Source organism: Vibrio sp. YYF0003, assembly GCF_036350715.1.
GTDB classification, from domain to species: domain Bacteria; phylum Pseudomonadota; class Gammaproteobacteria; order Enterobacterales; family Vibrionaceae; genus Vibrio; species Vibrio natriegens.
Window position 1 is genome coordinate 1 of the sequence record NZ_JAZDWA010000010.1, and the last position, 19,234, is coordinate 19,234.

Here is a 19,234-nt window from a genome sequence, read left to right on the forward strand (position 1 = left end):
TTTATTTGTCGTTTGGGTGTTTTTTATTCTAAAAGGCGAGTTTTTACTACTCTTCTACCCCTATATACCCTTTAATCGCCCATAATAAGGAGAAAAGATGAGTTCAATAAGAAGTTATAAAGGTATAAAGCCTCAGCTTGGTGAGCGAGTTTACGTCGATTCAACATCTGTTTTAGTCGGAGACATCGTTATTGGGGACGATTCTAGCGTTTGGCCGTTGGTTGCTGCGCGTGGTGACGTTAATCATATCCACATCGGCGAACGAACAAATATCCAAGATGGCAGTGTATTACACGTGACACACAAGAATCAGGAAAACCCAAACGGCTATCCATTAATTATTGGTAATGATGTCACTGTCGGTCACAAAGTCATGCTGCATGGTTGTGAGATTCACGATCGCGTATTAGTAGGTATGGGAGCAATCGTTCTTGATGGTGCAGTTATACAATCTGAAGTGATGATTGGCGCTGGCAGTTTAGTTCCGCCTGGCAAAGTATTAGAAAGTGGTTACCTCTATGTTGGTAGCCCGGTAAAACAAGCACGCCCACTGTCAGAAAAAGAGCGCGCTTTTTTACAAAAGTCTTCAGATAACTACGTCCAGAATAAGAACGACTACATGAATGAAGTCGAAATCATTGGTTAGTCATCCGATAATCTAGTTAATCAATTACAATGTGGCCTTCTTCATTGAAGGCTTCATCTTCTATGAGCTCTTCGGCCATTTCTTCCAGATCAAAGCGTAAGGCTAAAAATGCTTCTACAGCTTTTTGCTCATCTTCAATATCCAAGCCACTCATTTTTGAGAGTTGTTGTTTCGTGACGTAGCATTCAATCAGTGCGCCCGATTGCTGCGCAGGAAAGTGGATTGATTGTGATGATTCATCCCAGGACTGGATGTCTGGGAATAAAATGGATTGATTCATCGATTATTGACCTTCAAGATTTTTTCTAAGCTCACGTAAAATCTGTTTAGCGCCAGGACGCAAACCACGCCAGAGCATAAAACTTTCTGACGCTTGACCGACCAACATTCCTAAACCGTCATAAGCTTGAGCTGCACCATGTTCTTTAGCCCATTGGTTAAACTTGGTATCACCACCGCCATACATCATGTCATAGCTTGTGCTGTTGGGAGCAAAGATAGCTGACGATATTTCAGGAAGTTCGCCACTCAGCGAAGCTGACGTTGAGTTAATAACGACGTCGTATTCTTGAGTAATACTGTTCATCTCTTTCGCTGCCACAGGCCCGTAATCTGAAAACAGCGCTGCCAATTCTTTAGCTTTAGAAAATGTACGGTTGGTTACCGTCAATGAAGCAGGCCTTTGCTCAAGTAACGGAAGAATTACTCCTCGAGAAGCGCCACCAGCTCCGATGATTAGGATACGAGCGCCTTCTAAAACGACTTGGTGCTGCAGTAGGTCTTGCACCAGACCAGCACCGTCGGTGTTGTCACCGATGATTTCACCATCATCAAGCTTTTTGAGTGTATTCACAGCTCCGGCAAGTTGGGCACGCTCTGTTAAACGAGTGGCAAACTGATACGCCTGTTCTTTAAAAGGCAAAGTGACATTACATCCTTTACCACCTTCAGCAAAAAACACGTTCACGGCTTCAATAAACCCGTCGACAGGGGCACATTCGGCTGTGTAAGTCAGCGATTGATTCGTTTGGCGAGCAAAGAGTGTGTGAATAAATGGCGACTTACTGTGCCCGATGGGATTACCAAACACCGCATAGCGATCAACTTGCTGAGTCATTTCCTTACCTTTATTCCTTACCTTAATATAGAGAAAAACAGGGCCATCTGATTAAAGATGACCCTATCACTATCTTTCTATATAGAAAAGGAGATTCAGCGCTTACCAGTCACGTGGTTTTAGGTATCGCTCGTAAAGCTCGGCTTCAGGTGTCCCAGCTTCAGGCTGATAACTGTATTCCCAGCGTGCTAGTGGCGGCATGGACATAAGAATCGACTCCGTACGTCCACCACTTTGCAAACCAAACAAGGTGCCACGGTCGTACACCAAGTTAAACTCAACATAACGGCCACGACGATACAACTGAAACTCTCGCTCTCGCTCGCCAAACTCAATATCTTTACGTCGTGCCACGATTGGCAGATAAGCCTGACAGAAGCCTTCACCCACCGCTTTGATGTAATCGAAACATTTGTCGAACTCCCAATGGTTCAAATCATCAAAGAACAAACCACCGACACCACGAGTTTCGTTTCGATGTGGAAGGAAGAAATACTTATCGCACCAAGCCTTGTGATCCGAATAGACTTCATCACCGAACGGGGCACAGATTGCCTTCGCGGTATCGTGCCATGACTGGCAGTCTTCTTCGAAAGGATAGAACGGCGTTAAGTCGAAGCCACCACCGAACCACCAAATCGGATCTTCTCCGTCTTTTTCTGCAATAAAGAAGCGCACATTGGCATGTGACGTCGGCACATACGGGTTTTTAGGGTGAATAACCAAAGAGACTCCCATCGCTTCAAAACGTCGCCCCGCCAATTCAGGACGATGCGCTGTTGCTGACGCTGGCATTTCTTTGCCTTCTACATGAGAGAAGTTCACTCCACCTTGCTCAAACACGTCGCCATCACGCAGAACACGTGAACGACCACCACCACCAAGACGCTCTCCCGGCTCACGATGCCACGCATCTTCGACAAAGACGGCCTTTCCATCTTCTTGTGCTAACTGCTGACAAATGGAATCCTGAAGCGACATCAGGAACTGCTTTACGGCATGCTTATCGATTGCTGACATACGTTATTACCTATTATCTGGTACCTAATTGAAGGCTGGTAGGCAGGGTTAGCCCTGTCTTAATATTTGCGAGGTTTTGGCGTCACGAATTTCACTTGGCTTATCACGCCCGCTGGTTTCACCACGAAGAATCGCCACCAGCTTATCACCCAGCTGCTGCTCAACTTCTTCTGTCGTCATACACGGCGGCAAGCCTGAAAGATTCGCGCTGGTAGAGGTTAACGGCTTTCCGAATGCATTACACATTTTTTGCACCAAAGGATGATCGGTCACACGAACTGCAATCGAATCAAACTGCCCTGAAACCCAATTAGAGACTTTATCGCTCGCAGGCATGATCCAAGTGTAAGGACCAGGCCAGGTGGCATGAACTTTATCTAACTGCGCTTGCGTCAGCTGAGACTCGTCAATGTAAGGTAATAGCTGATCATAGCTGGCAGCAATAAGGATGAGCCCCTTTTCTACCGGGCGCTGTTTTAGTTCCAGCAGCTTTTGGATTGCCTCTGGATTATCAGGATCACACCCGACGCCAAAAACACCTTCTGTTGGATAGGCAATCACTTCGCCTTGCTGTAGTGCATTGAGCACCTGTTCAAAGTTATCCACCGATTACTTCCTGATTATCTGACTGTATTATTTTCTCTATACCTAAGTGTACAAAGATTCATTCTCAGAGACTAAAGCAATTTTTTTATAAAATGTATCAATAGCATTTACAAAGGCGCGCAAACGTTTGCTTGAGATAAAAATCCCCGTATAATGCGCACAAATTTATCAGCTCACCTAATTTTGCAGCTTGAAGGAGTTTGAGATGAAAGTCGGTATCATCATGGGTTCTAAATCAGATTGGCCAACCATGAAACTAGCAGCGGACATGCTGGATCAATTTGGCGTGTCTTACGAAACAAAAGTGGTGTCAGCTCACCGTACTCCTCAACTATTGGCTGATTACGCAAGCAGTGCGAAAGAGCGCGGCATCAAAGTAATCATCGCAGGTGCGGGCGGCGCAGCTCACCTACCAGGTATGGCGGCGGCATTCACGAGCTTGCCAGTACTTGGCGTTCCAGTTCAGTCACGTGCTCTGAAAGGAATGGACTCTCTGCTGTCTATCGTACAAATGCCTAAAGGTATTGCGGTCGGCACGTTAGCGATTGGCGAAGCAGGTGCGGCAAACGCCGGTATCCTGGCAGCACAAATTCTGGGTACGCATGATGAAAGTATCATGGCGAAGGTAGAAGCATTCCGCAACGAACAGACAGAAACGGTTCTGGCTAACCCAAACCCAGCTGAGGACTAATCGGATGCACGTACTGGTTCTAGGAGCTGGTCAGTTGGCTCGTATGATGTCTCTGGCTGGTGCACCTCTGAATATTCAAATCTCTGCTTACGATGTGGGTAGCGGCAATATCGTTCACCCTCTTACTCAACATGTGCTTGGTCATGGTCTGGAAAATGCCATTGAGCAAGTCGATGTGATAACAGCAGAATTCGAACATATCCCTCACGATGTGCTCGACATCTGTGAAGAGAGTGGAAAGTTCCTTCCGAGCACAGAAGCGATCAAGGCAGGCGGTGACCGTCGTCTTGAAAAAGCTCTACTCGACAACGCTGGCGTGCGTAATGCGAAATACTACGTGATTGAAACACGTGAAGATTTTGACCGCGCGATTGAACACGTGGGTATGCCAATGGTACTGAAAAGTGCATTAGGCGGTTACGATGGTAAAGGCCAATGGCGCTTGAAAGAAGCTTCTCAGGTAGACGCTATCTGGACGGAAATGGCCGAGTGCATCGCAGCAACACCAACCCAAGCTATAGTGGCTGAAGAGTTTGTTCCATTTAACTGTGAAGTATCTTTAGTTGGTGCTCGCGGTAAAGATGGCAGCATTGAAGTTTATCCACTGGCAGAGAACGTGCACACTGATGGTGTACTGAGCCTTTCTACCGCCATTGATGAACCAGAACTTCAAACCCAAGCCAAGCAGATGTTTACTGCGGTTGCAGAAAGTCTGGGTTATGTTGGCGTATTAGCCCTAGAGTTCTTCGATGTAGATGGCACTTTACTGGTGAATGAGATCGCGCCACGCGTTCACAACTCAGGTCACTGGACACAGCAAGGTGCAGAAACCTGTCAGTTTGAAAACCATTTGCGCGCGGTTTGTGGTTTGCCACTAGGCAGCACAAAACTGGTTCGCGAAACGTCGATGGTTAATATTCTCGGTGAAGATACTTTGCCAGAAGCCGTATTAGCGATGGATGGTTGCCATATTCATTGGTATGGTAAAGAAAAACGAGCAGGACGCAAGATGGGCCACATTAATGTGTGTGGAGACTACCCTGGCGAACTTCATCGCAGATTATGTGCGTTAGGCAAAGTACTGGATGCAGAGGCTTTCCCTGCCGTGCATGATTTTGCCAAGCAGTCTCAAGCTTAGAATCCAGCTAAAAACAACAAAGGGTCGCATCATGCGACCCTTTTTAATTGGTAGTTTCGTTTACTTAGCTTGCGTATGCTGACACTTGCGGTTAGCGCACTGTAACTTCACCCCGCTGGCGAGCTTCTTCTCAACCAGCAATGAAAAACCGCACGCTTCGCAACGGCCTTTGACCGGTGGCAGGTTCACGGCAAACTTACATTTCGGGTAGTTATCACACGCATAAAATGTTTTGCCGAAGCGTGTCTTACGCTCAACTAAATGACCTTTACCACATTCAGGACAAGCATGCTGTTCTTGTGACTGCTTTTCCGGTTCAGGCTGGTTAATAGACTCAATATGATGACAAGCTGGGTAACTGCTGCACCCGACAAACATGCCATAACGTCCCTGGCGCAACACCAATTCATTGCCACAGTCGGGGCAAGGTACGCCCAATTCTTTGACGATGTGACCATCGTTACTGTGCAGTGCTTTGATGTAATCACAACCTGGATACTGGCTACAACCAAGGAATGGGCCGTGCTTACCGTGTTTTAGCGTCAAGTCTGACCCACACTTAGGACACGGCTCATGTTCGAGCGCATGTTCATGGGCAGAGAAAAGGCTGTTGTCGATTTTACTACTCATACTTACCGTTTAATTGAAAGACACACCAAATACACAAGCTCGTGTTCACATCCAACGGAACACGAACTTGTTGGGATTAGGCTTAATGAAGGATCCCTTGTTCTTTGGTGTACAACAGCTCTTCCATCAGCGTATAAGCGTTCTCATTACCCGGTACATTGAACAGCACCATCAGAATGATCCATTTGAGGTCTTCAAGCTCAAATTCGTTTGTTTCCAGTCCCATCACCCGATCAATCACCATTTCACGAGTTTCTGTTGTTAGGACATTAATTTGCTCGAGGAATAACAAAAAGCCTCGGCATTCTAGATCCAAACGCTGCATCTCTTTCGCAGTGTAGATACGAGTCGATGACGATGCGATACAAGCCGATATAGCAGAAGATGTATCACTTTGCTGCAGCGCGGCAAGCTCTTCTAACCAGACAAGGGCTTTGTAGATATCTTTTTGCTGGAAGCCTGCACGAAGCAACTCATCTTCCAACTCGTCTTGTTCGACCTGTAACTCTGCATCGCTATGGATGTAGGTTTCGAATAGATACATCAGTATATCCATCATCATAGCTAGCCCCTCCCCTTTCGAATATAGCCACCTGAAACTGCAACAACGTGCCCTGAGAGCTCAAGCTCTAAGAGCTGCATCATGACTTCCTGGACAGGTATATTGGTCCTGCTTGCAAGAATATCAACTGGTGTAGCCTCATTTCCTACGTTAGCTAACAGCTGAGGAAATGGCAATTCTTCTTCATCAATTAAGGTAGAAAATAAATCTCTGCTCTGATTAACAGACCAATCAAGTAATGACTGTATTTCATCGAGTACATCTTTTGTCTTTTCTACGAGGCAAGCACCATTGCGAATCAAATGATTTCCGCCACTGGCATTTTTCGCATTAATAGAAGCGGGCAGAGCAAACACTTCTCGTCCTTGCTCAAGCGCATAACGCGCCGTAATTAAAGAACCGCTTTTCTCTGCCGCTTCGACAACAAACACCCCCAGAGATAACCCACTAATAATTCGGTTGCGACGTGGAAAGTGTTCCGGCCTTGGTTTCGCATTGGGGCGAAATTCTGAAATCAGTGCACCGCTCTCTGCGACGCGCTGCGCCAACCCCCGGTGCCGCGCTGGGTAAATATGAGCTAAGCCAGAACCAAGAACTGCTATCGTCTTTCCTCCCGCTTGCAACGCTCCGTCATGCGCATGACCATCAATGCCCAAAGCTAATCCACTGGTTACAACAAGATCATTACTAACGAAATCTGCAGCAAAGTGTCGGGCGTACTGTAATCCGTCAACACTCGCGTTACGGCTTCCCACCATAGCAATCTGAGGCTGAGATAAACACGTAGGATCGCCTTGCAAAAACAACAGGGGCGGCGGTGCAACAATCTGTTTAAGTAGCGGAGGGTAAAGCGGGTCATCTAAAGTCAGAATATGGTGACTCGAAGCGAGCTCTTTCCAATTGAGGCAAGCTTCAACTTCTTTATCGGCTGACGTCCAAGCCTGAAGTTGCTTCTGACTTAATCCAAGGCGCTGCAGGTATTCATGAGAGGAGTTGATGATGTTTCGAGGCGTGTCTTTAGCTAGTAACTTGTTCAGCTTGACCCCGCCTATGCCTGGCAAGCAACTTAGCTTTAGCCAGGCAACAAGGTCATTCTCATTGAGTGGTTTCATCTGTGACAGGCACTTCAGCAAGAGGCGAAACGACCGTTACCTCGTTACTAATTGGTTTAGTACTGTTAGTGATCAAAGCCAAGCTGAAGTATTCATAAGGACGGATTACCAGCAGTTCACCCACTTTACTTTGGGGCAGAATAATTGCTTTATCGAATAAACCCACCTCTTTTTGGAAGCCATCGCCATCTTTAGCAACCGGATGAGCGTCTTCTTTAAGATCAAAAACACTGCCTTGTTTCAGCTTATCCGCCATTCCTTTATCAATAACAACAACCTGATTGGTTGAACTGAAGCGAATACCTTCGATATTTCCCAGGAGCTTCGCAGTACTACCCTGCGGCGAAGGAAGGGGATAGAACGTCGTGGAAAACTCGCCACTCTCTACCATTTGATTTGGTAAGGCGATGTCATTACGGAGAATTTCTTGTAACTGAGCGGTGATTTTTAATCCAGAAAACGCTTCAGATGCATCCACCAACTCCCCTTTTGCGATCAAGCGCAATGCGGTGATTTCCTTTGAAACGTCTTCACGAGAGTAAGTCTCGACCGGGCGATAAATCGCCCATTCCGTCGCGGTCTGCTCACCGCTGATGTACAACACATCTTCTGCGGTCAAATACCGACTGCCTTTGGAACTGCCCATCACTTTGACTGCATTGTCGAGCGTCTCTTTATCTACCAGTCGGTCAGAACTGAGATAAGGCATCACCAGACCTTCCGCAACCGTCGGCACAGCCTTCTTTTCGGTAATTCGAGCCTGTGGACTCAGTTTTTTAACGGGCTTTAAGCTTAGGACTGGCTGACCGTTAATCCACACCAGTGACAACTTATCGCCGGGATAAATCAAATGTGGATTATCTATCTCTGGGTTAATTTGCCACAAGCGGGGCCACAACCACGGACTGTCCAGGTACATCGCCGAAATGTCCCATAGAGTATCGCCTTTCACTACCACATAGGTTTGTGGGGCATCCGCTTTGACTGCGAGCGGTTTAGAGTCAGCATTTGCTGCTGCAGTGAAGGAGAATAGTAACGGCAACATAATGCTGGAAACATTGCGAAAAATGCGATTCATGCCCCTCATCCTTGGTCTATTAAGCAGTAGTTGGTATGGAAATTAATGCAAGGATGCTGTCATTTAGGTCATAAAATGTCTAGAATTGAGCCAACAAGGTTTGTGCTGTTTCGGCACAGTTCAATATTTCGAGTGAATATGTCTGTATTACAAGTATTAACATTTCCAGATGATCGCCTACGCACAGTAGCTAAGCCTGTGGAAGAGGTGACACCTGAAATTCAAAAAATCGTCGATGATATGATTGAAACCATGTACGACGAAGAAGGTATTGGCCTTGCTGCAACGCAGGTTGATATTCATAAGCGTATCGTAGTGATTGATATTTCAGAAACTCGTGATGAGCCAATGGTGCTTATCAACCCTGAGATTCTGGAAAAGCGCGGCGAAGATGGCATCGAAGAAGGCTGTCTATCGGTACCGGGTGCTCGCGCCCTTGTGCCTCGCGCCGCTGAGGTTACCGTTAAAGCATTGGATCGCGACGGCAAAGAATTTACCTTTGACGCTGACGACCTGCTAGCGATTTGTGTTCAACACGAACTGGATCACCTACAAGGTAAATTGTTTGTTGATTATCTATCGCCTCTGAAGCGTAAGCGCATTCAGGAAAAGCTGGCGAAGATCAAACGCTACAACGAAAAGCAGCTAAACGCTTAATCGCGACCCATACCAATTAAGAAGGAAGTCTACCTTGAGTCAGTCTTTACGTATTGTCTTTGCAGGTACTCCGGATTTCGCCGCCCGTCACTTGGCGGCGTTGTTGTCTTCGGAGCACGAAGTAATTGCAGTGTATACTCAACCAGACCGCCCTGCGGGTCGCGGTAAAAAGCTTACTGCAAGCCCGGTTAAAAACATTGCACTAGAACACGACATCCCTGTTTATCAACCAGAAAACTTCAAATCAGATGAAGCGAAACAAGCGCTGGCTGATCTGAACGCCGATATCATGGTTGTTGTGGCTTATGGCCTTCTGCTACCACAAGCGGTATTAGACACGCCTAAGCTCGGTTGTATTAACGTACACGGTTCTATCCTGCCTCGCTGGCGTGGTGCGGCACCAATCCAACGTTCTATTTGGGCAGGTGATGCAGAAACTGGCGTAACCATCATGCAGATGGATATTGGTCTGGATACGGGTGATATGCTGAAAATCGCGACGCTACCAATCGAAGCGACCGATACCAGCGCATCTATGTACGAAAAGCTTGCCGACCTTGGCCCGCAAGCGCTGATTGATTGTCTGGCAGATATCGCTGCGGATAAAGCAGTGCCAGTTAAGCAAGATGATGAGCTCGCAAACTACGCGAAAAAGCTCAGCAAAGAAGAAGCTCGCATCAACTGGAGCGAAGAAGCAGCACACATCGAGCGTTGCGTTCGTGCATTCAATCCTTGGCCTATGAGCCATTTTGAAGCGGCTGAAAACAGCATCAAGGTTTGGCAAAGCCGAGTAGCAGAGCAAACCAGCGATAAGCCAGCTGGCACAATTGTGCAAGCAGACAAAACCGGTATTTATGTAGCGACAGGCAATGGCGTATTAGTTCTGGAGCAACTACAGGTTCCTGGTAAAAAAGCCATGCCAGTTCAAGACATTCTGAACTCGCGTGCATCTTGGTTTGAAGTTGGCACCCAGCTAATTTAAGCCATACTAGGGTGCGTTATTCCCCTAATAATACGAACTTTTAGAGGGCAGAGATGCCCTCCTTTACTTTAAGGTACTCATCATGAATGTTCGCGCTGCGGCTGCCAACGTCTTGTATCTTGTCGTCGACAAGGGCCATTCTCTTTCTAGCGCTCTACCAGCGGCTCAACAAACCATCCGACCTCGTGATCACGCGCTTTTGCAAGAGATCTGTTACGGAGCACTTCGCTACTTACCTCGCCTTGAAACCATTTCAAGCCAGCTAATGGATAAGCCTCTGAAAGGTAAACAGCGTGTTTTCCATCACTTAATCCTGGTTGGTATTTATCAGCTGAGCTTTATGCGTATTCCTGCGCATGCAGCCGTTGGTGAAACCGTTGAAGGCACTAAAGATTTAAAAGGCCCTCGCCTGCGTGGTCTGATTAATGCGGTATTGCGTAATTACCAACGCAACCAGGAAGAGCTTGACCAGATCGCTGTTAGCCACAACGCTGGTAAATATGGCCACCCAAGTTGGCTACTTAAGCTGCTGCAAGACGCTTACCCAGAGCAGTGGGAAAGCATTGTCGAAGCCAACAATCAGAAAGCGCCAATGTGGCTGCGGGTTAACCACCAGCACCATAATCGTGATGAATATCTGGCACTACTCAAAAATGAAAACATTGAGGCCACGCCGCACACAGAGGCAATGGACGCGCTAAAATTGGCTGCGCCATGCGATGTGACCAAGTTGCCTGGGTTTGAGAAAGGCTGGGTATCGGTACAAGATGCTGCCGCTCAACTTTCAATTAACTACCTAAAGCCAAAAGATGGTGAGTTGATTCTGGATTGCTGCGCAGCACCAGGCGGCAAAACCGCACATATTCTTGAACGTACATCCGACAGTGAAGTGGTCGCGATTGACTGTGACGACACTCGCCTGAAACGCGTACATGAAAACCTGAAGCGTCTCAATCTTCAGGCAAAAGTGGTTTGCGGCGATGCACGTAATCCTCAAGAATGGTGGCAAGGTGAGCAATTTGACCGCATCTTGCTGGATGCGCCGTGTTCTGCGACGGGCGTGATTCGTCGTCACCCTGATATCAAATGGCTGCGCCGAGCCGACGATATTGCGGCATTAGCAGAGCTGCAAAGCGAAATTTTCGATGCGATGTGGACACAGCTAAAACCAGGCGGCACAATGGTTTATGCAACTTGTTCAATCACTCCACAAGAAAACGTAGAGCAAGTGAAAGCATTCTTAGCTCGCACCGCTGATGCGAAATTGCTGGATTCTGACCCTGAACACCCTGGACGTCAAATTCTACCAGGTGAAGAAGACATGGATGGATTCTACTACGCTGTGCTGACGAAAACACACGCGTAACAGCAGGCTAAATAGGGCGATTGGAGTCATTCAATCGCCTTTTTCAGATAACGAGAAAAGAGTATGAAGATCATTATTCTTGGTGCTGGTCAGGTTGGCGGCACACTGGCAGAAAACCTGGTTGGTGAAAACAACGACATCACCATCGTCGATAACAATTCTGACCGATTGCGTGAACTACAGGACAAATATGACCTGCGTGTGGTCAATGGCCACGCAAGCCATCCGGATGTACTCCACGAAGCTGGCGCGCAAGATGCCGACATGCTGGTTGCAGTCACCAACACTGACGAAACCAATATGGCAGCATGTCAGGTAGCCTTCACTCTGTTTAACACGCCTAACCGTGTTGCACGTATCCGTTCGCCTGAGTATCTGGCAGAAAAAGAAGCCCTATTTAAATCTGGTGCGATCCCCGTCGACCACCTAATCGCACCAGAAGAGCTGGTAACCAGCTATATCGAACGTCTGATCCAATATCCTGGCGCACTACAGGTAGTCAGCTTCGCTGAGCAGAAAGTCAGTCTTGTTGCCGTAAAAGCCTACTATGGCGGCCCATTGGTCGGTAACGCACTCTCAGCGCTACGAGAGCACATGCCTCATATCGATACCCGTGTAGCAGCAATCTTCCGTCAGGGTCGTCCGATTCGTCCGCAAGGCACGACTATCATTGAAGCTGATGATGAAGTGTTCTTTGTCGCGGCAAGTAATCATATTCGCTCCGTAATGAGTGAACTACAGCGCCTTGAAAAGCCTTACCGCCGTATTATGATTGTTGGTGGTGGTAACATCGGTGCGAGCTTAGCAAAACGCTTAGAGCAGACTTACAGCGTGAAATTAATCGAGCGTAACTACCAACGCGCTGAACAGCTGTCTGAGCAGCTCGGTAACACCATCGTCTTCTGTGGTGATGCAGCAGATCAAGAGTTGCTGACCGAAGAAAACATCGACCAGGTCGATGTGTTCATTGCGCTGACGAACGAAGATGAAACCAACATCATGTCCGCGATGCTGGCAAAACGCATGGGTGCCAAAAAGGTAATGGTACTGATTCAGCGTGGTGCCTATGTCGATCTTGTACAAGGTGGTGTGATTGATGTAGCCATTTCGCCTCAGCAAGCAACAATTTCTGCATTGCTGACCCACGTTCGCCGTGCCGATATTGTTAACGTATCTTCTCTACGCCGCGGTGCAGCGGAAGCGATCGAAGCCGTTGCCCATGGTGATGAAACCACATCGAAAGTGGTCGGTCGCGCCATTGGAGATATTAAACTTCCACCAGGAACCACCATCGGTGCCATCGTTCGTGGCGAAGAAGTTCTTATCGCTCACGACCGCACTATCATCGAACAAGATGACCATGTTGTGATGTTCCTGGTCGACAAAAAATACGTACCAGACGTCGAAGCTCTGTTCCAGCCGAGCCCATTCTTCCTCTAGGACTCTCTTATGGTCAACTTACGTCCCGTACTGTTCGTTATCGGGCTGGTTTTATCCAAACTGGCCCTTTTCATGTACGTGCCTACTTTGGTCGCTTTCTTCACTGGTACGGGCGGGTTTCTCGACTTTGCCCAAGCCGTCTTGATTACGCACCTGGCTGCGTTTATCTGCCTGAGTATCGGCCGAACGGCTAAATTCAAACTCAGTGTGCGCGACATGTTCCTCATTACCAGCTTAGTCTGGACCATCGCCAGTGCTTTCGCAGCGTTACCGTTTGTTTTCATCAACCATATCAGTTTTACCGATGCCTATTTCGAAACCATGTCGGGCATCACCACTACTGGTTCAACGGTTCTAAGCGGCTTGGATGATATGGCACCAAGCATCTTATTGTGGCGTTCTATTCTGCAGTGGCTTGGTGGCGTGGGCTTTATCGTAATGGCGGTAGCGGTACTACCAATGCTTAACGTCGGTGGTATGAAGCTGTTCCAAACGGAATCTTCTGACTGGTCTGATAAAAGTAGCCCAAGAGCCAAGACCGTGGCGAAAAACATCGTGCTGGTTTATCTAATCTTAACCGGAATGTGTATCGGCGGTTACATACTGACAGGTATGACGGTATTTGAAGCAATAAACCATGCTTTCACCACCCTGTCGACAGGTGGCTACTCGACCTCTGATGGCTCAATGAATCACTTCTCAAATGGAGCGCACTGGGTAGCGACAACCTTTATGTTCTTAGGTGGGTTACCATTCTTGCTATTCGTGGCAGCACTGAGAAAACGTCGCATTGATATATTACTCAAAGACGCCCAAGTTCGTGGTTTTGCTTACCTGTTCCTCTTCTCAAGCCTAGTGATTGCCAGTTGGCTGGTTATTCGCGATGGTTACACCATGGTCGATGCGCTACGTGTATCGATGTTTAATATCGTGTCCGTCGTGACGACCACCGGATTTGGCCTGGAAGACTTCACTGCATGGGGCGCATTACCGACCACACTATTCGCCTTCTTGATGATTGCAGGTGCTTGCTCAGGTTCAACATCCGGTGGGATCAAAATATTCCGCTTCCAGGTTGCCATGACCCTGCTGAACAAGCAGATGCTGAAGCTGGTTCACCCTTCTGGTGTGTTCGTCCAGCGTTATAACCAACGCCCTGTGAATGACGACATTGTGCGCTCTGTAGTTGCATTTGTTTTGATGTTCTTTATCACCATCATCTTTATCGCTGGTTGTCTGAGTGCTCTCGGTTTAGACCCAATCACCAGCATATCCGGCTCGATTACGGCAGTCGCCAACGTAGGCCCGGGTATGGGCTCTGTGATTGGCCCGACAGGTAACTTTGCACCATTACCAGACTCCGCAAAATGGCTATTAAGTTTTGGCATGTTAATGGGTCGTCTGGAAATTCTGACTATTCTTGTATTGTTCTTTCCAGCCTTCTGGCGTCGTTAACGGCAATGAAATAAAAGGTACAACAATGAAAACTTGGATTACATTGGCTACTCTGCTGGCCACATCATCGGTCTATGCTGCCGAGGTAGTAACGTTAGCTGATGGAAGAAACGTAAAGTTAAATGATGATTTTACTTGGGAATATGTGGTTGAGTACTCGGCACCTAAAGCCACTACTGCTTCAGCAACCAAAGCGGTCACCGCAGCGACTGAATCAGTTGCTGTTCCAGTAATAGCGACCATTCCTGTCGTCTCGAAAACCGTGGGCACGACGGTTACCGTCAATGCAAAAAAACCAACCATGCAGCTATCAGATTCAGGTGTGGATATATTGATTGGCTCTGCAAGTTACGAAGGCGGCGAACTGGTTTTTCCTACTTCGATCACTAATCAAAGCTCGCAGTCAGTAATTCAGATTGAAGTCGAAGTTCAGGTGTTCGATATGTCTGGAGAGGCATTGGCGAAAGAAAAGGTCACTGTTTGGCAGTCAATCAAGCGTATGGCGGATACCTATCTTCGCCCACAACAAGCTGAGCAAGGTAAAACCATCAAACTGGCAGTGCCGCAATCGCAGCAATACCAGTTTTCGGCAAAAGTGGTCGAAGTACAAACGCGCTAATACGCCTACGTTGTCGAGCTGATTTAGCCAAGCTTAGATCGGCTCGACAAAATAGTAGATAGCGAAGAAGTGGCACACGCACCCCGCCAGAACAAAGCCATGCCAAATCGCATGATTAAATGGAATGCGCTTAGCCACATAAAATATAACGCCAAGAGAATAGATCAAGCCGCCTGCAGCTAGCAGCGTCAGACCACCGATATCTAGGTTGATCGCCAACTCATAGATAACAATCAGCGATAACCAGCCCATCACCAGATAGCTCGTCAGTGAAAGATGCTTAAAGCGATGAATGAACGCGACCTTCATGATGATGCCAAGCAAGGCAATACTCCAAATCACGATCATCAAACCAATCGCGAGAGGCGTACGTAAGCTCACCAATAAAAACGGCGTGTAGCTACCCGCTATCAATAAGTAGATCGCGCAATGGTCAAACGTTTTCAGCCAGCGTTTGGCTTTCGGGTGTGGAATGGCATGGTAGAGTGTTGATGCGAGAAACAGCACAATAATACTTGAGCCATAGATCGCCATGCTGGTTATGGTCAGGGTATCAGCTTGCTGATCCAATGCTCTTACTAACAGCAGAATCAGCCCTACAATACCTAGAACCATCCCGAGGCCATGGGTGAGAGAATTGGCAAATTCTTCACTCTGACTGTATTCAGGTTTCTGTGATGATGACATCGAAGCACCTATACTAGAGCGTGTGATTTCACTCTAGTATGGCACATTAGGCGTACACGTGTAAGCTAAAATTCAGAGTCGTGAGCGGCCGTAGTTTGGTCGAGATAATTTAGCACCATCTCTCCCACGTCTTCAGGGCTGGTCGTCACTGGAATCGTCAATTCTCGGTTGAGCTTACCGCTTCCGAGCAAGCTTGCCAGCATCCCTCCAGCACCGCTGCGCGTTCGGTCAACTTCAAACCATAGTTTCAACTCGTCCTCGCTGCGATGGGCAACAAATTCCAACTCACGCCATACACCATGGTATGGCCCATCAGTTGGCACCATTTCAAATTCCTGAACAAATGGCAGATCGAAGCCATTCACTTCTTCACACTCCACTTGGCGAATACGTAATCCTTGCGCTTCAAATGCCGACAAAATGGCGTCCATAAGCGGATCAGGTCGAATGGTGAGCGTGTCTTTATCGGTTGGATCAAGTGAGGCGGCAACGTCCAGCCCTGTTTCAAGCCACACTTTCGCATCGCCAATCGTGACAGGGGTATTCCAGGGAACATCGAGCTTCACATCAAAGGTACGCTCTTCTGCGGAATGAATGGTGAACGAGTAAGGGAGGCTCCATTCAGCCAAGACATGAGTCTGTGGCACTCGACGCATGTTATGCCCTTCTCGAGAGCCTCGGTCATCAGGTGCCTCAGCAATGTAGCGACAACAGAGCTTCATATCGATGTTATCGATCTTTTGTTCTGTCGCTCCACCATAAACATGGATAGACACATCCACACTCTGACCGGGGTATATCACATCCTGATTGAGGATCGAATCTACCTTAGCACTGCCGATACCAAAACTCGCAAGTGTCTTCTTTAAAAATGACATATGCACCTCCTTTGTAGAGATCTCATACTACTACTGCTGATCAGGGGATCAAAACAAATTTTTGCACTCATTTTCGGTTTAAAATGACAAAATCGAAAGAATTCAATTGCTCAAGTATCGACCAATTATAACAAGAGTGCTAACCTATTATTTGATATGCATGCATATCGTTATTCCTGACTCACTAACTGGATTGGCGCGAGCCAAAAGAGCGAAGCTTTAAGCAGTTTGAGACTAGCTCGTAGTGCTTCAGGGCATTAGAACGGCAATGGATATGCCTGACAGTTAGGTAACTAAATGCGCCCAACAACAGTCAGGTTCGCACACACCAATAGTAGTGCAATGCGTCGCCGCAGTGGCTTTGCTGCTGCACCAAAGGCACACCAAGTTGCGCCTGCTAAAACATTGGTTGAGAAAAAAGCGGTAACGTCGAAAGCTCCGTCCAAAGTTATCAAAGCAGCTTAATAAAAAGCGCGGCATCAGCTGCGCTTTTTCTTTTCCTCTCACGCCTATTTGTATCCTCTCTACAATTTGATACCTTAAACAAAATACCTATAAAATTTGTGGAGAAAGAAATGAAGTGTCATCGTATCGAAGAACTACTTCAGCTGTTAGAGCCAGAGTGGCAAAAAGACCAAGACATGAACCTGCTACAGTTCATCATCAAGCTGTCTGAAGAAGCTGGTTATGAGGGCAAACTGGAAGACCTCACCGACGATGTTCTGATCTACCATTTGAAAATGCGTAACAGCAGTAAAGATGAAATGATCCCAGGTTTGAAAAAAGACCAGGAAGACGATTTCAAAACGGCTCTGTTGCGTGCACGTGGCATCATCAAATAAGCCACCCACCGGCAAAATTCCAAGCGACTCAATTGAGTCGCTTTTTTACAACCGAACGTAAGAGATAATAGGAAGTTAAAACTGTTCAGCCAATTATCAGGTTAACTGTGCTGACTTTTGTTGTTAAACATTGACTACGTTAAAGAAAAGGAAATGTTATTGGTTGTATAATCACCGTTTATCAGCATTAACTAAAATAGTTAACGAATAGCAATGTCATAGAGCGACATCATCAGAAATGACGCCGAACATTATAAAAAGCCTAAGAAGGATGAGTACATGAGTCAGGATAAAATCGACATTAAAGATGTGACTCCGAAAACTTTTAACCCCAAAACCCACAAAGGTAACGGGGATCGTTTTAACCCAAGCAATCGCATCTATGTACGTGAAAGTAAAGGAACCTATCAAAAACTAAGACGCTACGGCGGCTGGTTTTTACTGCTACTGTTTGCTTTGACACCTTGGATTCCGTACGGAGATCGCCAAGCGATTTTATTGGATATCGGTAATCAGCAGTTCAACTTTTTTGGCACCACACTCTATCCGCAAGATCTTACTCTGCTTGCACTGCTGTTTGTTATCGGGGCATTTGGTCTGTTCTTCATCACCACCTTTTTAGGTCGGGTCTGGTGTGGTTATCTGTGTCCACAAACTGTCTGGACTTTCATGTACATCTGGTTTGAAGAAAAACTCGAAGGCAGTGCGAATAAGCGCCGTAAACAAGACGCCAATAAGCTCACCGCCAACCTAGCCATGCGTAAAACGCTCAAGCATATCGCCTGGTTTTCGATAGCGCTGATCACCGGATTCACCTTTGTCGGTTACTTTGTGCCAATGAAGCAACTTGTGATCGACTTCTTCACGTTTAACTCCAGCTTCTGGCCTGTTTTCTGGGTGATGTTCTTTGCAGTCTGTACCTACGGTAACGCCGGTTGGATGCGATCTATCATGTGTATTCACATGTGCCCTTACGCGCGCTTCCAGTCAGCTATGTTCGACAAAGATACCTTCATCGTTGGTTACGATACCAAACGTGGTGAAAAACGCGGCCCACGCTCACGTAAGGCCGATCCAAAGCAACTTGGCTTGGGTGACTGTATCGACTGTGATTTGTGTGTGCAGGTTTGCCCTACAGGCATCGATATTCGCGACGGTTTGCAATATGAGTGCATCAACTGTGGTGCCTGTATTGATGCGTGTGACCAAACCATGGATCGCATGGGTTATGAAAAAGGATTGATCAACTACACCACCGAACACCGTTTATCAGGTAAACATACGAAGGTAATGCGTCCGAAACTGATCGGCTATGGTACGGTATTCCTGATTATGATCGGCTTATTCTTCGCTCAGATTGCGTCCGTTGATCCGGCTGGTATGAGCGTGCTTCGAGACCGTAACCAACTGTTCCGCGTAAATAGCGCCGGAGAAGTCGAGAATACTTATACGCTCAAAGTAATCAACAAGACCCAGCAAGTGCAAGAGTACCAACTGGATGTGAAAGGCATGAGCGATGTGAGCTGGTATGGAAAACAGACCATTCAGGTACAACCTGGAGAAGTATTGAACTTACCAATGAGTCTTGGCGCAGATCCTGACAAGCTAAACTCTGCGATAACCACAATTCAGTTTATACTCACCGATAAGAGCAATGAATTCACCATCGAAGTGGAAAGCCGGTTTATCAAGAAACTCTGATTTCAAA

The 19,234-nt window shown here is 47.1% G+C and carries 22 protein-coding genes; 12 read left to right on the top strand and 10 right to left on the bottom strand.

From position 1 onward, the window contains the following. The first annotated feature begins 97 nt into the window (after positions 1-97). Positions 98-646, top strand: coding sequence for a gamma carbonic anhydrase family protein (locus V1U08_RS20660; RefSeq protein WP_065297555.1), 549 nt, complete (start codon positions 98-100; stop codon positions 644-646). 16 nt (positions 647-662) lie between these two features. Here the strand turns inward: V1U08_RS20660 and V1U08_RS20665 are convergent, their stop codons facing one another. The 4 genes from V1U08_RS20665 to V1U08_RS20680 all read right to left on the bottom strand — a co-directional run bounded on the left by V1U08_RS20665 (position 663) and on the right by V1U08_RS20680 (position 3,389). Next, on the bottom strand, positions 663-926 hold the full coding sequence (locus V1U08_RS20665; RefSeq protein WP_020333537.1) for a DUF1488 domain-containing protein: 264 nt from the start codon (positions 924-926) through the stop codon (positions 663-665). 3 nt (positions 927-929) lie between these two features. Beyond that, positions 930-1,763 (bottom strand): shikimate dehydrogenase, encoded by an 834-nt coding sequence (gene aroE / locus V1U08_RS20670; protein WP_330471353.1) that lies wholly within the window; start codon positions 1,761-1,763, stop codon positions 930-932. Positions 1,764-1,865: 102 nt separating this feature from the next. Continuing rightward, complete coding sequence (gene hemF / locus V1U08_RS20675) at positions 1,866-2,783, bottom strand: oxygen-dependent coproporphyrinogen oxidase (RefSeq protein WP_239950315.1); 918 nt, start codon at positions 2,781-2,783, stop codon at positions 1,866-1,868. A gap of 48 nt (positions 2,784-2,831) precedes the next feature. Next, complete coding sequence (locus tag V1U08_RS20680) at positions 2,832-3,389, bottom strand: L-threonylcarbamoyladenylate synthase (RefSeq protein WP_014233380.1); 558 nt, start codon at positions 3,387-3,389, stop codon at positions 2,832-2,834. A 205-nt stretch (positions 3,390-3,594) separates the two neighbouring features. Here V1U08_RS20680 and purE point away from each other — a divergent pair, with 205 nt between their 5' ends. Continuing rightward, positions 3,595-4,080 carry a 5-(carboxyamino)imidazole ribonucleotide mutase gene (gene purE / locus V1U08_RS20685; protein ID WP_005394016.1) on the top strand — a complete coding sequence of 162 codons (486 nt, stop codon included), beginning with the start codon at positions 3,595-3,597 and terminating at the stop codon, positions 4,078-4,080. A 4-nt stretch (positions 4,081-4,084) separates the two neighbouring features. Beyond that, entirely contained in the window at positions 4,085-5,218 is a 1,134-nt protein-coding gene (locus tag V1U08_RS20690; protein WP_014233381.1) for a 5-(carboxyamino)imidazole ribonucleotide synthase, read from the top strand. 60 nt (positions 5,219-5,278) lie between these two features. Here V1U08_RS20690 and V1U08_RS20695 read toward each other — a convergent pair whose 3' ends face one another. From V1U08_RS20695 to V1U08_RS20710, 4 genes are all read right to left on the bottom strand, one after another. After that, positions 5,279-5,848, bottom strand: a complete 570-nt coding sequence (locus tag V1U08_RS20695) for a DNA topoisomerase family protein (protein ID WP_014233382.1) — start codon at positions 5,846-5,848, stop codon at positions 5,279-5,281. A gap of 82 nt (positions 5,849-5,930) precedes the next feature. Beyond that, positions 5,931-6,410 (bottom strand): DUF494 family protein, encoded by a 480-nt coding sequence (locus tag V1U08_RS20700; protein ID WP_031779194.1) that lies wholly within the window; start codon positions 6,408-6,410, stop codon positions 5,931-5,933. Positions 6,411-6,412: 2 nt separating this feature from the next. Next, a complete protein-coding gene (gene dprA, locus V1U08_RS20705) occupies positions 6,413-7,522 on the bottom strand; it encodes a DNA-processing protein DprA (protein ID WP_330471354.1) in 1,110 nt (369 codons plus the stop codon). Continuing rightward, positions 7,506-8,600 carry a LysM peptidoglycan-binding domain-containing protein gene (locus tag V1U08_RS20710; RefSeq protein ID WP_330471355.1) on the bottom strand — a complete coding sequence of 365 codons (1,095 nt, stop codon included), beginning with the start codon at positions 8,598-8,600 and terminating at the stop codon, positions 7,506-7,508. The genes dprA and V1U08_RS20710 overlap by 17 nt, the downstream gene beginning before the upstream one ends. A 138-nt stretch (positions 8,601-8,738) precedes the next feature. On the opposite strand from V1U08_RS20710, the gene def reads away from it, so the two are divergent. The 6 genes from def to V1U08_RS20740 all read left to right on the top strand — a co-directional run bounded on the left by def (position 8,739) and on the right by V1U08_RS20740 (position 15,119). Continuing rightward, positions 8,739-9,257: a peptide deformylase gene (gene def / locus V1U08_RS20715; protein WP_014233386.1), complete on the top strand. Its 519-nt coding sequence runs from the start codon at positions 8,739-8,741 to the stop codon at positions 9,255-9,257. A gap of 34 nt (positions 9,258-9,291) precedes the next feature. After that, the gene (gene fmt / locus V1U08_RS20720) at positions 9,292-10,239 is read left to right on the top strand and encodes a methionyl-tRNA formyltransferase (RefSeq protein ID WP_330471356.1); all 948 of its coding nucleotides are present in this window, start codon (positions 9,292-9,294) and stop codon (positions 10,237-10,239) included. Between the two features lie 82 nt (positions 10,240-10,321). Continuing rightward, positions 10,322-11,605, top strand: coding sequence for a 16S rRNA (cytosine(967)-C(5))-methyltransferase RsmB (gene rsmB / locus V1U08_RS20725; RefSeq protein WP_330471357.1), 1,284 nt, complete (start codon positions 10,322-10,324; stop codon positions 11,603-11,605). Positions 11,606-11,668: 63 nt separating this feature from the next. Next, positions 11,669-13,045 carry a Trk system potassium transporter TrkA gene (gene trkA / locus V1U08_RS20730; RefSeq protein ID WP_014233389.1) on the top strand — a complete coding sequence of 459 codons (1,377 nt, stop codon included), beginning with the start codon at positions 11,669-11,671 and terminating at the stop codon, positions 13,043-13,045. A gap of 9 nt (positions 13,046-13,054) precedes the next feature. Next, positions 13,055-14,500: a TrkH family potassium uptake protein gene (locus tag V1U08_RS20735; protein WP_014233390.1), complete on the top strand. Its 1,446-nt coding sequence runs from the start codon at positions 13,055-13,057 to the stop codon at positions 14,498-14,500. A gap of 25 nt (positions 14,501-14,525) precedes the next feature. Beyond that, entirely contained in the window at positions 14,526-15,119 is a 594-nt protein-coding gene (locus V1U08_RS20740) for a DUF3157 family protein (protein WP_330471358.1), read from the top strand. A 33-nt stretch (positions 15,120-15,152) separates the two neighbouring features. Here the strand turns inward: V1U08_RS20740 and trhA are convergent, their stop codons facing one another. Both trhA and V1U08_RS20750 read right to left on the bottom strand, forming a co-directional pair. Further along, positions 15,153-15,806 (bottom strand): PAQR family membrane homeostasis protein TrhA, encoded by a 654-nt coding sequence (gene trhA, locus V1U08_RS20745; protein ID WP_065297568.1) that lies wholly within the window; start codon positions 15,804-15,806, stop codon positions 15,153-15,155. A gap of 65 nt (positions 15,807-15,871) precedes the next feature. Further along, positions 15,872-16,684, bottom strand: coding sequence for a sporulation protein (locus V1U08_RS20750; protein ID WP_065297569.1), 813 nt, complete (start codon positions 16,682-16,684; stop codon positions 15,872-15,874). A 297-nt stretch (positions 16,685-16,981) separates the two neighbouring features. On the opposite strand from V1U08_RS20750, the gene V1U08_RS20755 reads away from it, so the two are divergent. The 3 genes from V1U08_RS20755 (at position 16,982) to ccoG (ending at position 19,227) form a co-directional block, all read left to right on the top strand. Next, entirely contained in the window at positions 16,982-17,149 is a 168-nt protein-coding gene (locus tag V1U08_RS20755) for a hypothetical protein (RefSeq protein WP_014233394.1), read from the top strand. Between the two features lie 110 nt (positions 17,150-17,259). Then, a complete protein-coding gene (locus V1U08_RS20760) occupies positions 17,260-17,526 on the top strand; it encodes a YihD family protein (RefSeq protein WP_014233395.1) in 267 nt (88 codons plus the stop codon). Positions 17,527-17,805: 279 nt separating this feature from the next. Further along, the gene (gene ccoG, locus V1U08_RS20765) at positions 17,806-19,227 is read left to right on the top strand and encodes a cytochrome c oxidase accessory protein CcoG (protein ID WP_330471359.1); all 1,422 of its coding nucleotides are present in this window, start codon (positions 17,806-17,808) and stop codon (positions 19,225-19,227) included. Positions 19,228-19,234: the final 7 nt, after the last annotated feature.